Origin of the sequence: Microbacterium sp. NPDC079356, assembly GCF_049545465.1 — a bacterium.
GTDB classification, from domain to species: domain Bacteria; phylum Actinomycetota; class Actinomycetes; order Actinomycetales; family Microbacteriaceae; genus Microbacterium; species Microbacterium gawkjiense.
Genome location: NZ_JBMWDN010000001.1, coordinates 143688 through 157825 on the forward strand (window position 1 = coordinate 143688; position 14138 = coordinate 157825).

The window sequence follows — 14138 nt, forward strand, 5'->3', positions numbered from 1 at the left end:
TCGGCGGAGGCCCGCCGTGTCGCCCGTAGAATCTCCAGGTGACTTCCGGCGGCTCCTTCTACATCACCACCCCCATCTACTACCCGAGCGATCTGCCCCACATCGGGCACGGGTACACGTCGGTGGCGGTGGACACCCTCGCGCGCTGGCACCGGCAGGCAGGCGATGACACCTGGATGCTGACGGGCACCGACGAGCACGGGCAGAAGATGCTCCGCGCCGCGACGGCCAACGGGGTGACCCCCCAGGAGTGGGTCGACAAGCTCGTCGAGGAGTCGTGGTTCCCGCTGCTGAAGACCCTCGACGTCGTCAACGACGACTTCATCCGCACGACGCAGCCGCGCCACGAGGAGCGCGTCAAGAAATTCGTGCAGGCCCTCTACGACAGCGGCTACATCTACGCGGGCGAGTACGAGGCGCTGTACTGCGTCGGCTGCGAGGAGTTCAAGCCCGAGGCCGAGATCGTCGACGGCACGGGTCCCTTCGAGGGCCTCAAGGTGTGCGCCATCCACTCGAAGCCGTTGGAGCTGCTGCAGGAGAAGAACTACTTCTTCAAGCTCAGCGAGTTCCAGGACCGGCTGCTCGAGCTGTACCGGAGCCAGCCCGACTTCGTGCGTCCCGATTCCGCCCGCAACGAGGTCGTCTCGTTCGTGCGGTCGGGGCTGAAGGACCTCTCCATCTCGCGGTCCGCGTTCGACTGGGGCATCCGGGTGCCGTGGGACGAGTCGCACGTCATCTACGTGTGGGTCGACGCGCTCCTGAACTACGCGACGGCCGTCGGCTACGGCGACGACCCGGCGGAGTTCGAGCGGCGGTGGCCGGCCTACCACGTGGTCGGCAAGGACATCCTCCGCTTCCACGCCGTCATCTGGCCCGCCATGCTGATGGCCGCCGGTCTCGAGGTGCCAAAGGGGATCTTCGCCCACGGCTGGCTGCTCGTCGGCGGCGAGAAGATGTCGAAGTCGAAGCTCACCGGCATCGCACCGACCGAGATCACCGATGTCTTCGGTTCCGACGCCTACCGGTTCTACTTCCTCTCCGCGATCGCGTTCGGCCAGGACGGCTCGTTCTCGTGGGAGGACCTCTCGGCGCGCTATCAGGCCGAGCTCGCGAACGGCTTCGGCAACCTCGCCTCGCGCACCGTCGCCATGATCGGCCGGTACTTCGACGGCCTCGTGCCGACCGCCGGCGAGCCCACCGAGATCGACCTCCGGGTGCAGCGGACGGTGGCGGATGCCGCGGCCGCCGCGGACGCCGCGATGACCGCGTTCCGTCCCGACGAGGCGATCGCAGCCATCTGGCGGATCGTCGATGACCTCAACGGCTACATCACCGAGAACGAGCCGTGGGCGCTCGCCAAGGACGAGGCGAAGCGCGAGCGGCTGTCGACCGTGCTCTACACGGCCGCCGAGGGGCTCCGCGCGCTCGCGGTGCTCCTCTCGCCGGTCATGCCGCAGTCGACGGCGACCCTCTGGGGCGCGCTCGGCGCTCCGGGCGAGCTGACGGCGCAGCCGCTGCGCGAGGCGGGCACGTGGGGGCAGCTGCCGGCGGGTACCCGCGTCGGCACGCTCGCGCCGCTGTTCCCGCGCGTCGAGCAGAGCGCATGACGGACGACCCGAGCACCTACGTCCGCCAGCGCGAGCAGTCCGCGCGCGACGTTCGATGGCCGGATGCGCCGGAGCCCCTCCCGGTCGCCGTCTACGACAACCACGCGCACCTCGAGATCGAGGACGGCGACGAGCCGCGCGGCCTGGACGAGCAGCTCGCCCGCGCCGCGGAGGTCGGCGTCGTGGGCGTCGTGCAGGCGGGGGGCGACATCGAGTCCTCGCGCTGGTCGGCGTGGGCCGCGGCATCCCACCCCGCGGTGCTGGCCGCCGTCGCGATCCACCCGAACGAGGCGCCGGCGTACGCGGCCGCCGGGCGGCTGGACGAGGCGATCGCCGTCATCGACGAGCTCGCCGCGCAGCCGCGCGTGCGGGCGGTCGGCGAGACGGGTCTCGACTTCTTCCGGACCGACGAGGACGGGATCCCCGCCCAGGTCGCGAGCTTCGAGGCGCACATCGACATCGCGAAGCGGCACGGGATCGCGATGCAGATCCACGATCGCGACGCGCACCAGGCCGTCCTCGAGACCCTCGAGCGGGTCGGCGCGCCGGAGCGCACCGTCTTCCACTGCTTCTCGGGCGATGCCGACATGGCCCGGTACTGCGCCGACCGCGGCTACTGGCTGAGCTTCGCCGGGAACGTCACGTTCAAGAACGCGCAGAACCTGCGGGACGCTCTCGCCGTGACCCCGCGCGAGCGGATCCTCGTCGAGACGGATGCGCCCTTCCTCACCCCGACACCGCACCGCGGCCGCCCCAACGCCCCGTACCTCGTGCCGGTGACGGTGCGGTTCCTGGCCGCCGGCCTCGGTATGCCCCTCGAGGAACTGTGCGCACAGCTCGCGCAGAACACGCTCGAGGTCTACGGCGCCTTCACGGACTGAGGCAGCGCGACGGCCATCGGCGGGCGCGTCGTCGACCCCGGCACGAGTTCCCACGGCAGGTCGACCACCCGCGGGCCGTCATCGAGCAGAGCGCCGGGGAGCGTGTCGAACATCGCCTGGGCCGCGAGGTCGGGACGGATGCAGACGTGCGTCACGCCGAGGCGGCGGTTGACGGCGCAGTCGGTGGAGCAGAGCGCGACGAGCTGGACGTCGCGGGGGATGACGAGGCGCATCTCCTCGAGCTGCAGGTAGACGTCGGGCCCGTCCTCGGCTCCGGCGAAGATCGCGTCCGCACCGTCGGCGAGGACGTCGGTGATGAGGCGCGGCAGCGTGCGCCGCGAGGCGTCGACGGCGCGCACCAGCGGCTCGCGGCCGCGGACCGAACACCAGATCTCGTACGCAGCGCGTCCGATCTCGTCGCGGGGGGCGCCGCCGTCCTCGGTGAGGAAGGCGATGCGGCGGGCGCCGGCGCGTTCGAGTTCGTCGAGTCCCGCCCGGACGGCAACGTCGTACCCCGTGCGGATGCTGAGTCCGCGCGATCCGTCGACGAACTGGTCGTCCGCGACGATCGGGATGCCGCGTGCGATGGCCGCGAGCAGGAGTTCCCGGTTGCCGCGCGCATCGGGCACATAGAGCGCGTCGAGCGTCGTGCCGGCGATGAGGTCGGGGGTCGAGTCGGGGAGGACGGTCACGGTGAAACCGTGGGCCGCGGAGGCCCGGACGAGCGAGGTCAGCTTGCGCGCGCGCTGGAGCTCGCCGCGCCGGTCGTCGTCGGGGTCGTCGCCCATGACGAACCCGACCGTCATCGTCCGGCCGCTGCGCAGCGCCGCGGCGTGGCGGTTGGGGACGTAACCGAGTTCGGCGGCGATGGCCTTGATGCGTTCCCGCGTCTCGGGTCGCATGCTGCCGCGATCGTTGAGCGCCTGGCTGATGGCCGCCGTCGACACGCCTGCGGCGCGCGCGATGTCCTTCAGCGTGACGCTCGCGCTCACGGCTGCTCGCCCTCGTCCGGTGAGGCGCCCTCGCGCGACCCGGGCAGCACGGTGCGGACCGCCTCGGCCCACTCGGGACCGGCGCCCGAGGAGGCGAGCGTGTGGCCGCGTGCGATGAGCTGGTGCAGCAGCACGCCCGAGAAGTGGCGGAGCGCCGTCTCGACCTCGGCCGAGTCGCCGCGCCGTCGTGCGCGGGTGAGTTCCTCGTCCAGCACGCCGTGCACGAACCGGCGGAGGTCGACGACCGAGGGGGACACCTCGTGCACGCGCCGGGCGGCGGCGTGCCGCTTGGCGGCGGCCTGGACGATCTCGCGCGCCTGGCCGACGGTCTCGGCCTCGTCGACGGGGGCGTGCAGTCGGATGGTCTCGAGGTCGAGGAGTTCGACGCTGGGCAGCAGCGCCACCTCGGGGTCGACGTTGCGGGGCAGGCCCAGGTCGATGATCACCTGCGCGCGGGTGCTCCCGGCGCGGGCGGTCGCGTGAGAGAAGGCGTCGAGGGCGAAGGTGTCGGTCGTCGCCGTGCAGGTGACGACGATGTCGGCGGCTGCGGCCTCGGCGGCGTAATCGTCGACGCCGACGTGGACGAGGTGCTCGCGATTGGCGAACTTCTGGCGCCCCGACCGCGAGTGCACGCGGATGTCGGTGGCCCCGACCGCTCGCAGGGCGGCGAGGGCCGCCGCGGCGTAGCGTCCCGTGCCCACGAGGAGGACGCGGGCGGTCGCCCAGTCGACGCGGGGGCTCACGAGGTCGACAGCGAGACGGACGAGCGAACGCCCGGACTCACCGAGCCGCGTCGTGTTCTTGACGGCGCGGGAGGTCTCGGTGGCGCGCTGGAAGAGGTGCTCGAGCGGCGCGGTCGTCAGGCCGCGGCCGCGCGCGGCCTCGAGGGCGCGTCGCACCTGCCCGGCGATCTCGTCCTCGCCGACGGCGACGGAGTCGAGTCCCGACGCGACCGTGAAGAGGTGGTGGGCGACCTGGTTGCCGTGGGCGAAGTCGACGTTCTCGCGGAGGGACCGGTAGTCCATGTCGGCGGCGCCGGCGATCGCCTCCATCGCGGCATCCATCGCGGGGACGGGTGAGGCGAGGTCGGGCTCCTCGGCGAGGTCGAAGTACGCCTCGAACCGGTTGCAGGTCGCGAGCACGACCGCCCCGCGGACCGACTCGTGGACCGCGGACAGGCGCTCGGCGAGGTCGTCTCCGACCGTCGAGAGCCGCTCGAGGGAATCGAACGGCGTGGAGCGCTGATGCGCGGTCAGGCAGACGAGCACGGTGCGGAGAACCCCCTTGGATCACGATTAGTATATCGATTAACCGATTCGAGGAGTCCATCATTCCCGGCCTCAGCCACCCCCTCATCGCCGCGCGCACCCGCGAGTCCCGTCTCGTCCGCGCGCTGCTGGGCGATCGCCCTCAGACGACCCCCGTCTGGTTCATGCGGCAGGCGGGGCGATCCCTCCCCGAGTACCGCGCGCTCCGCTCGCAGGGATCGATGATCGACGCATGCCTCGACCCGGCGCTCGCGAGCGAGATCACGATGCAGCCGGTGCGCCGTCACGGCGTGGACGCGGCGATCTTCTTCAGCGACATCATCGTGCCGCTCGCCCTCATCGGCGTCGACGTCGAGATCGTCGCCGGTCGCGGTCCGGTCTTCTCCCAGCCGCTGCGGACGCCCGCCGACATCGCGCGCACCGTCGCGATCGACCCCGCCCTCGTCACCGAGCGCGGGGAGGTCATCGCGGATGCCGTGGGCCGCACGACCGCGATGCTCGCCGACCTGTCCGAGGAGCGCGGCGAGCCGCTGCCGCTCATCGGGTTCGCCGGCGCGCCGTTCACCCTGGCGGCCTACCTCGTCGAGGGCGGCCCGTCGAAGGACCACCTCGCCGCCCGACGCCTCATCCACGAGGACCCGGCCGCGTGGCACGACCTGACGATGTGGCTCGCCGAGGTCACCGGCCGCTTCCTCGCCCTCCAGATCGAGGCGGGCGCGAGCGCGGGGCAGTTGTTCGACTCGTGGGCGGGCGGGCTGAACCCCGACGACTACCGCGCGTCGGTGCTCCCGGCATCCGTCGCCGCGCTCTCGCACGCCCGGGCGCTGCCGCTGCCCGAGGGCGTCGACCGGCTGCCGCTCGTGCACTTCGGGGTCGGTACGGGCGAGATCCTCGCCGACATGGCGACCCCCGACATCGATGCGCTCGGCGTCGACTACCGGGTCCCGCTCGACGAGGCGCGTCGCCGCATCGGCCGCGACCTGACGATCCAGGGCAACCTCGACCCCGCACTGCTGTTCGCGCCCGAGCCGGTGCGGACGGCGGGTGTGCACCGCGTGCTCGAGGCCGGTCTCGCCGCCCGCGCACACGTGTTCAACCTCGGTCACGGCGTGCCGATGGAGGCCGACCCCGACGCCATCTCGGCGGTGGTCCGGACGGTCCACGACTGGCGGGCGCCGTGACCAGAGCCCTCCGCCGTCACGACGTCGTCATCGTCGGCGGCGGTGTCGCCGCGCTGACCACGGCGTGGGAGCTCGCCCGCGCCGGCCGCGACGTCGTCGTGCTCGAGGCCGGCGACGCCGTCGGCGGGATGCTGCGCCGCGGGGTCGTCGCGGGAGTCGAGCTCGACCTCGGCGCGGAGTCCTTCGCGACCCGCACGACCGGCGTCGCCGACCTCGCGGCCGACGCCCGACTGGCCGTGCAGTTCGCCCCGCCCCGGCCCGCCGGGGCGCACGTCGCGTTCCGCCGGGGGATGGGGCGCGTCGGACGCGCACCGTTGCCCCGACGGGCGGTGATCGGGATGCCGGCGGACCCCACGGCGGCCGATGTCACCCGCGTCCTCGGTCGCGCCGGTGCCCGTCGTGCGGCGCAGGAGCGCGACCTCCCGCTCGACCCGCGGATGTTCGAGGGGACCGAGCCGACGCTGGCCGAGCTCGCGACGGCCCGGTTCGGACCGGCCGTCACCGCCCGTCTGGTCGAACCCCTCTGCGCGAGCGTCTACTCGCAGAGCGCGGGAGCGGTCACCCTCTCGGCCCTGAACCCGGCCCTCTGGCAGCGATTCCGCGAGCTCGGGTCGCTGACCGCCGCCGTCGACACCCTCGCGCCGCAGGCCCGGGCGGGCTCCGCTGTGCGCGGCGTCGAAGGAGGCCTGTGGCGCCTCGCCGCCGAGCTCGAGATCGCGGCACTCCGCGCGGGCGCCGTCATCCGCACCGGTGCGCCCGTCCTTGGGATCCGGCCGACGTCGGCGGGCGCCGAGGTCGTCCTCGACGGCGAGACGCTGACGGCGGGCGAGGTGGTCCTCGCGACCGGCCCCGTGTCCGCCGCGGGCCTGCTCGGCGTCACGGCGCCCGAGGCCGCTCCCGTCCGCCTGGTCGTCGCCGCCGTCGCGGCGGCTGCGCTCGATCGTCACCCGGTCGGGTCCGGTGTCATCGCCGCGCCCGACGTGCCCTCGGCCGCGAAGGCCCTCACCCACGTCGACGCGAAGTGGGAGTGGGCCGCGGCCGCCGTGCCCGCTGGCGTCCACGTCGTCCGGCTGTCAGCTCGGGATGCCGGCGCCGGCGGGCTCGACACCCCCGCCGAGGTCGCGGCGGCCGTCCGCACCCTCACGGGCGTCGCTGTCAACACCGCTGACGTGCGGGAGGTCGTGCCGGTCTCCTGGTCGGATGCGGTCGTGACGCCGGAGGTGCAGGCAGCCGTCCGCACCGCCGCCGCCTCGCGCGGCATCCGTCTGATCGGGGCGGTCGCCGCCGGCACCGGCCTCGCCTCGGTCATCCCTCACGCTCGCGCCCTCGCGGCGGAACTGCTGTCCCACCCCACCCCCTCCGAAGGAGTACGTCATGTCCGCTGACGATGTGTCAGCCCCCGGCCTCGGCTACACGCTCTTCGCGATCCTCGCCGGCCCCCGTCCGCGCGCCGCCGCCTCCACGGCGGACATCGACACGCTGCGAGCGGTCGTCGACGCGTTGCCCGCCGCCGAGGTGACCCTCCGCGGGTTCTACGACGTCACCGGGATGCGGGCCGAGGCCGACCTCATGGTGTGGCTGCACGGCGAGGACCCGGCCGCCGTCCAGAAAGCCCTCCGCGAGCTCCGCCGCACCCCCGTGCTCGCGGCCTTCACGAACGCGTGGAGCGCGATGGGCGTGCACCGCGAGGCGGAGTTCAACAAGCGGCACGTCCCCGGCTACCTGCGCGGCGAGCACCCCCGCGGCTGGCTCTGCGTGTACCCGTTCGTCCGCAGCTACGAGTGGTACCTGCTGCCCGAGGACGAGCGCTCGCGCATGCTCGCCGAGCACGGCCGCAAGGGCGCCGCCTTCCGCGACGTCGTGGCGAACACCGTGTCGACGTTCGGCCTGAGCGACTACGAATGGCTGCTGCCGCTCGAGAGCGACGACCCGATCAGCCTCGTCGACATGATGCGCGAGCTGCGGGCGACCGACGCACGGCGTCACGTACGCGAGGAGGTGCCGTTCTACACCGGGCGGCGCGTGGAGATCGACGAACTGGCGGAGGTGCTCTCATGAGCGCGCAGAACATCGGGTCCCCGGGCGCGGAGTTCCGTCCCAAGCCGCCCCGCGCATCGGGAGTGGTCGTCGCCGACGGCTGCGTCATCCCGAACGCGACCGAGGGCACGTGCGCCGGTGAGCCCCACGCCACCGTCCCCGTCGCCTACGACGGCATCCTCCTCCTCGGTTTCGGCGGTCCCGAAGGCCAGGACGACGTGATCCCGTTCCTGCGGAACGTCACGGCGGGTCGCGGCATCCCCGACGAACGCCTCGAGGAGGTCGCGCACCACTACCGCCACTTCGGCGGGGTGTCGCCCATCAACGAGCACAACCGCGAGCTGAAGGCCGCCCTCGACGCCGAGCTCTCCGCACGGGGACTCGACCTGCCGGTCTACTGGGGCAACCGCAACTGGATGCCGTACGTCACCGACGCGATCGACGCGGCCGTCGCGGACGGCCGGCGGAAGCTCCTGGCGATCGCGACGAGCGCGTACAGCTCGTACTCGTCGTGCCGGCAGTACCGCGAGGACCTCGCGGACGCGGTCGAGGCCACCGGACACCAGACCGACATCCACATCGACAAGGTGCGCCAGTTCTTCGATCATCCCGGGTTCGTCGCGCCCTTCGTCGACGGCATCCGTGCGGGCATCGCCGAACTCGCCGAGCGTGGGATCACCGACCTCGAGAACGAAGTGGAGATCCTGTTCTCGACGCACTCCATCCCCACCTCCGACGCCGACCGCTCCGGCCCGCCCGAGCGCGGTTTCGGCCCCGGCGGCGCGTACGTCGCGCAGCACCTCGCGGTCGGCGAGGAGATCGTCTCGCGGCTCGGGTTCCCGGGCGCGTGGCAGCTCGTCTTCCAGAGCCGGTCCGGCCCGCCGCAGGTGCCGTGGCTCGAGCCCGACATCAACGACGCGATGCAGGAGCTGCCGGGCCGTGGCCGCAAGGCCGTGCTCATCGTGCCGCTCGGGTTCGTGAGCGACCACATGGAGGTCATGTGGGACCTCGACACCGAGGCGATGGAGACGGCGGAAGAGCTCGGACTCGTCGCGGTCCGCACCGCGACCCCCAGCACCCACCCCGACTACGTCGCGGGTCTCGTCGACCTCGTCGAGGAGCGCCTGAAGGGCACCCCCGCCGCGGAGCGCCCCGCCGTCACCGACCTCGGTCCCTGGTACGACGTGTGCCGTCCGGGATGCTGCGAGAACAAGCGACTCGGCTTCCAGCCCGCACTGTCGGGTGTGGCGCCGTGAGCGCCCCCCTGCGCCTCGGCACCCGCGCGAGCCTGCTGGCGACGACCCAGTCGCAGCATGTGGCGGATGCGGTGGCCGCGGCATCCGGGCGGGACGTCGAACTCGTGCCCATCACCAGTGAGGGCGACGTCCTCACCGGGCCGCTCGCCCAAATGGGCGGCACCGGCGTGTTCGCGACGGCGCTGCGGGACGCGCTCCTGCGGGACGAGTGCGACTTCCTCGTGCACTCGATGAAGGACCTGCCGACCGCGCCGTACCCCGGCATCGTCGTGGGCGCCGTCCCCGTGCGGGCATCCCAGCGCGACATCCTCCACTCGCGCGACGGCCTCGCCCTCGATGAGCTCCCGGCCGGCGCGCGCGTCGGCACCGGTTCGCCGCGTCGTGTCGCCCAGCTGCGGGCGCGCCGCCCCGACCTCGTGGTCGAGGGCATCCGCGGCAACGTCGACAGCCGGCTCCGCAAGGTCGCCGACGGGCAGTACGACGCGATCGTCCTCGCCGAGGCGGGGCTCCGTCGCATCGGTCGCGACAGCGCCATCACCGAGGTGCTCGACTGGCCGACCTCGGCCGCCCAGGGGGCGCTCGCCGTCGAGATCCGCGACGGCGACACCGTCGTGGCGGACGCCGTCGGCCGCATCGAGCACGCCGACACCGCCCTGGCCGCCCACCTCGAGCGCGCCGTTCTGCGCCGCCTCGAGGCGGGGTGCGCCGCCCCCGTCGCGATCGACGCGGAGCATCGCGGCGACGTCGTGACGCTCGTCGCGCACGTCTACGCCGAGGACGGTTCGCGGTCGGTCGCCGCCTCGCGCCGCCTCGATCCGCACGTCGACGTCGACGCGGCCGCGGCGGACGTCGTCGCCGAGCTCCTCGAGGGCGGTGCCGCCGACCTCGCCGACCTCGCGGGGACCTCCCGATGACCTCGGGAGGACTCCGCGGTACCCGCGTCCTCGTCCCCCGGGGCGGGGCCTGGGGTGACCGCGTCGCGGCCGACCTGCACGCCCGTGGCGCGGACGCCGTCGTCGCACCGCTCATCTCCTCCGCCGCCCCACGCGACACCGCCGCACGCGACCGCGCCTTCGCCGCGCTGTCGGCCGGGGCGTACGCCTGGCTGTTCGTCACCAGCGCGGCGAGCGTCGAGCAGCTGCGGCAGCACGGGGTGCGGATCCCCGACACCACCCGGATCGCCGCCGTCGGCAGGGCCACCGCGCGCGCCCTGACCGAGGCCGGGTGGGAGGTGGACTTCGTCCCCGCCGGGGCGTCCTCGGCCGCGGCCCTCGCCGCCCAGTGGTGCGCCGACCGGGATCCCGCCGCGACCGGGCGTTCGCTCGTCGTGCGCAGCGACCTCGCCCAGGCCGTCGTCAGCGACGAGCTCGAGGTGCGCGGCTTCGCCGTCGACGTCTGCATCGCCTACCGGACCGTCGGCGTCGACCTCGAACCGGAGGTCGCGGACGCGCTCCGCTCCGGCGGCATCGACGTCGTCCTGCTCACCTCGCTGAGCGTCGGCAGGGAGCTGCGCCGTCAGGTCGGGCGGCTCCCGGCATCCACCCTCGTCGCCTCGATCGGACCGGGGACGTCGCGCGACGCGGCCGTCCTCGGATTCACGGTCGGGCACACCGCACAGACCCAGAGCATCGACGCGCTGATCGCCGAGCTCGACGCCCACCTCCCCGTCAAGGAGTCCTCATGACTTCGTTCCCCACCCGTCGCCTGCGCCGTCTGCGCGGCACGCCGGCGCTGCGCCGCATCGCCACCGAGCACCACCTCGTGCCCTCGCAGCTCGTGCTGCCGGTCTTCGTCAAGGAGGGCATCACCGAGGCGCAGCCGATCGCGAGCATGCCGGGGGTGTCGCAGCATCCACTCGACGCGATCGCCGACGTCGTCGACGAGGCGGCGGCCGCAGGCCTCGGCGGGATCATGCTCTTCGGCGTCCCCGCCGTCCGCGACGCGGTCGGCAGCGGCGCCACCGATCCGAGCGGGATCCTCAACCGCGCGATCGCAGTCGCCGCGCGCGCGGCCGCCGGACGCCTCACGGTGCAGGCCGACCTCTGCCTCGACGAGTTCACCGACCACGGTCACTGCGGGTTGCTGGCCGCCGACGGCTCGGTCGACAATGACGCGACCCTCGAGGTCTACGCCGAGATGGGTGTCGCGCAGGCCCGCGCCGGCGCCGACGTGCTGGGACTGTCGGGGATGATGGACGGCCAGGTCGCCGCGGTCCGCGCAGGACTGGATGCCGCGGGCTTCGCGCACGTCGCGATCCTCGCCTACTCGGCGAAGTACGCCTCGGCGTTCTACGGTCCCTTCCGCGACGCCGTCGAGTCGACCCTCCAGGGCGACCGCCGGACCTACCAGATGGACCCCGCGAACGCGCGCGAAGGTGTCGAGGAGGCGCTCGTCGACATCGCCGAGGGTGCCGACGTCGTCATGGTCAAGCCCGCCATGCCCTACCTCGACGTGCTCGCCCGGGTCTCGGACCGCTCGAACGTGCCGGTCTGGGCGTACCAGGTGTCGGGGGAGTACGCGATGATCGAGCACGCGTCCGCTGCCGGTCTCATCGACCGCGAGCGCGCCATCGGCGAGAGCCTCGTCGGCATCCGCCGTGCCGGCGCCGACGTCATCCTCACCTACTGGGCCGTCGAGGTCGCGCACTGGCTGCGCGCCGGGAAGGAACTCGCATGAGCCGCAATCAGGAGCTGTTCGACCGCGCCCGCGGAGTGATCCCCGGCGGTGTCGACTCACCGGTCCGCGCCTACGGGTCGGTCGGCGGGACCCCCCGGTTCATGGTGTCGGCGCAGGGCGCCTACGTGACGGATGCCGACGGTCGCGACTACGTCGACCTCGTCGCCAGCTGGGGGCCCGCCCTGCTGGGTCACTCGCACCCTGCCGTGATCGACGCGGTGGTGCAGGCCGCCCGGCGCGGGCTCTCATTCGGTGCGCCGACGGCGGCCGAGACCGAGCTCGCCGAGGAGATCCGCTCGCGCGTCCCCGCCGCCGAGAAGATCCGGCTCGTCTCGACCGGCACCGAGGCGACGATGACGGCGATCCGTCTCGCCCGCGCCGCCACCGGGCGCGACCTGCTCATCAAGTTCGCCGGGCACTACCACGGGCACTCCGACGGCCTGCTCGCGCAGGCCGGCTCGGGCCTCGCGACCCTCGCCCTGCCAGGGTCCGCGGGCGTGCCTGCGCCCATCGCCGCGCAGACCCTCGTCATCGGCTACAACGACCGCGCCGCCGTCGAAGAGGTGTTCCGCGCGCACGAGGGCCGGATCGCCGCGATCATCACCGAGGCCGCCGGCGCCAACATGGGCGTCGTCCCGCCCGCGCCGGGCTTCACGGCGTTCCTCTCCGAGATCGCCCATCGGAATGGCGCGCTCCTCATCAGTGATGAGGTGCTCACCGGGTTCCGCTCGTCGCGCTCGGGGTACGCGGGCGTGCTGGAGGCGGCGGGGGAGCACGTCGTGCCCGACCTCATCGCCTTCGGCAAGGTCATCGGCGGCGGCCTCCCCGTCGCCGCGGTCGCCGGTCGCGCCGAGATCATGGACCTCCTCGCGCCCACCGGTCCCGTCTACCAGGCGGGCACGCTGTCGGGGAACCCGGTCGCCGTCGCCGCGGGCCTCGCGACCCTCACGCACGCCGACGACGCGGTGTACCGCACGCTCGACGCCGTCGCGCACACCGTCGCGGACGCGGCATCCGCTGCTCTGACGGATGCCGGGGTGCCCCACGTCGTGCAGTGGGCGGGCACCCTCTTCAGCATCTTCTTCGGCGAGTCCGTCGTGAACGGCGTGCCCGACTACGCGACGGCGACGTCGCAGGATGCCGACGCCTACGGTCGCTTCTTCCACGCGATGCTCGAGGGCGGTGTCTCGCTGCCGCCGTCGGCGTTCGAGGCGTGGTTCGTCACGGCCGCGCACGACGACGCCGCGATCGGCCGGATCGTCGAGGCGCTGCCGGCCGCCGCTCGGGCCGCGGCCGGCTGAGGGGCGGGACGGGGCGCCGGTAGGCTGGAACCCATGCCCGTCACCCTCCTCGGAGCCGCCGAGATCCGCGCCCTCGCCGCCGACCTCGACGTCACCCCGACGAAGAAGCTCGGGCAGAACTTCGTCGTCGATGCGAACACGGTGCGCAAGATCGTCACCGCCGCGCGGGTCACCTCCGCCGACCGCGTCGTCGAGGTCGGGCCGGGCCTCGGGTCGCTGACCCTCGCGATCCTCGAGACCGGCGCGCCGGTGACCGCCGTCGAGATCGACCACCGCCTCGCCGAGCGTCTGCCCGCCACCGCGGCGGCGCACGGCGTGCCCGACGGTGCGCTCACCGTCGTCGCCGAGGACGCCCTGCGCGTGAGCGAGCTCCCCGGCGACCCCGACGTCCTGGTCGCGAACCTGCCGTACAACGTGAGCGTTCCCGTGCTCCTGCACTTCATGGAGCACTTCCCGACCATTCAGCGCGGCGTCGTCATGGTGCAGGCCGAGGTCGGCGAACGCCTCGCGGCGCCGTCGGGCTCGAAGGTCTACGGCGCCCCGAGCGTCAAGGCCGCCTGGTACGGCACCTGGCGTCTCGCCGGCACCGTCTCGCGTCAGGTGTTCTGGCCCGTCCCCAACGTCGACAGCGTCCTCGTCGGATTCGAGCGCGACTCCGATGCCCGCGGCACCGAGGAGGAGCGACTCCGCACCTTCGCCATCGTCGACGCCGCGTTCCAGCAGCGTCGCAAGATGCTCCGCCAGGCCCTCTCCGGCGTCCTCGGCGGTTCCTCCGCGGCGGCCAGCGACGTGCTCGAGCGCGCCGGCGTGGCACCCACCGCGCGCGGCGAGGAACTCACGATCGAGGACTTCGTCCGCATCGCCCGCGCCTGAGCCGGCGGCATCCGGTCGCGAGGTCTTCGCGCGTCGTTCACCGCGCGTTCCCGAAACATGCCGGTA

The 14138-nt window shown here is 73.2% G+C and carries 13 protein-coding genes; 11 read left to right on the top strand and 2 right to left on the bottom strand.

The window, feature by feature from the left end; translation table 11 throughout:
- The first annotated feature begins 38 nt into the window (after positions 1-38).
- Complete coding sequence (metG, locus tag ACPEH0_RS00705) at positions 39-1607, top strand: methionine--tRNA ligase (protein ID WP_366213297.1); 1569 nt, start codon at positions 39-41, stop codon at positions 1605-1607.
- Positions 1604-2488, top strand: coding sequence for a TatD family hydrolase (locus tag ACPEH0_RS00710; protein WP_366213296.1), 885 nt, complete (start codon positions 1604-1606; stop codon positions 2486-2488). The genes metG and ACPEH0_RS00710 overlap by 4 nt, the downstream gene beginning before the upstream one ends.
- Here ACPEH0_RS00710 and ACPEH0_RS00715 read toward each other — a convergent pair.
- Positions 2467-3480 (bottom strand): LacI family DNA-binding transcriptional regulator, encoded by a 1014-nt coding sequence (locus tag ACPEH0_RS00715; RefSeq protein WP_359917214.1) that lies wholly within the window; start codon positions 3478-3480, stop codon positions 2467-2469. The two genes, ACPEH0_RS00710 and ACPEH0_RS00715, sit on opposite strands and share 22 nt — an antisense overlap.
- The gene (locus ACPEH0_RS00720) at positions 3477-4748 is read right to left on the bottom strand and encodes a glutamyl-tRNA reductase (RefSeq protein ID WP_363378193.1); all 1272 of its coding nucleotides are present in this window, start codon (positions 4746-4748) and stop codon (positions 3477-3479) included. The genes ACPEH0_RS00715 and ACPEH0_RS00720 overlap by 4 nt, the downstream gene beginning before the upstream one ends.
- A gap of 59 nt (positions 4749-4807) precedes the next feature.
- Between ACPEH0_RS00720 and hemE the strand changes: the two genes are divergently transcribed.
- Genes hemE through rsmA form a run of 9 tightly spaced genes read left to right on the top strand, consistent with a single transcriptional unit; the run spans position 4808 to position 14072 of the window.
- Positions 4808-5929: a uroporphyrinogen decarboxylase gene (gene hemE / locus ACPEH0_RS00725; RefSeq protein ID WP_423719412.1), complete on the top strand. Its 1122-nt coding sequence runs from the start codon at positions 4808-4810 to the stop codon at positions 5927-5929.
- Positions 5926-7314: a protoporphyrinogen/coproporphyrinogen oxidase gene (locus ACPEH0_RS00730; protein WP_366213294.1), complete on the top strand. Its 1389-nt coding sequence runs from the start codon at positions 5926-5928 to the stop codon at positions 7312-7314. Before hemE ends, ACPEH0_RS00730 begins: the two co-directional genes overlap by 4 nt.
- A complete protein-coding gene (gene hemQ, locus ACPEH0_RS00735; RefSeq protein WP_366213293.1) occupies positions 7304-7987 on the top strand; it encodes a hydrogen peroxide-dependent heme synthase in 684 nt (227 codons plus the stop codon). The genes ACPEH0_RS00730 and hemQ overlap by 11 nt, the downstream gene beginning before the upstream one ends.
- Positions 7984-9222 carry a ferrochelatase gene (locus ACPEH0_RS00740; RefSeq protein WP_366213291.1) on the top strand — a complete coding sequence of 413 codons (1239 nt, stop codon included), beginning with the start codon at positions 7984-7986 and terminating at the stop codon, positions 9220-9222. Before hemQ ends, ACPEH0_RS00740 begins: the two co-directional genes overlap by 4 nt.
- On the top strand, positions 9219-10136 hold the full coding sequence (hemC, locus tag ACPEH0_RS00745) for a hydroxymethylbilane synthase (protein ID WP_366213290.1): 918 nt from the start codon (positions 9219-9221) through the stop codon (positions 10134-10136). Before ACPEH0_RS00740 ends, hemC begins: the two co-directional genes overlap by 4 nt.
- The gene (locus ACPEH0_RS00750; protein ID WP_366213289.1) at positions 10133-10906 is read left to right on the top strand and encodes a uroporphyrinogen-III synthase; all 774 of its coding nucleotides are present in this window, start codon (positions 10133-10135) and stop codon (positions 10904-10906) included. Before hemC ends, ACPEH0_RS00750 begins: the two co-directional genes overlap by 4 nt.
- A complete protein-coding gene (gene hemB / locus ACPEH0_RS00755) occupies positions 10903-11898 on the top strand; it encodes a porphobilinogen synthase (protein WP_366213287.1) in 996 nt (331 codons plus the stop codon). Before ACPEH0_RS00750 ends, hemB begins: the two co-directional genes overlap by 4 nt.
- Positions 11895-13199, top strand: a complete 1305-nt coding sequence (hemL, locus tag ACPEH0_RS00760; protein WP_366213286.1) for a glutamate-1-semialdehyde 2,1-aminomutase — start codon at positions 11895-11897, stop codon at positions 13197-13199. The genes hemB and hemL overlap by 4 nt, the downstream gene beginning before the upstream one ends.
- 33 nt (positions 13200-13232) lie before the next feature.
- A complete protein-coding gene (rsmA, locus tag ACPEH0_RS00765; RefSeq protein ID WP_359917238.1) occupies positions 13233-14072 on the top strand; it encodes a 16S rRNA (adenine(1518)-N(6)/adenine(1519)-N(6))-dimethyltransferase RsmA in 840 nt (279 codons plus the stop codon).
- The last annotated feature ends 66 nt before the right edge of the window (positions 14073-14138 follow it).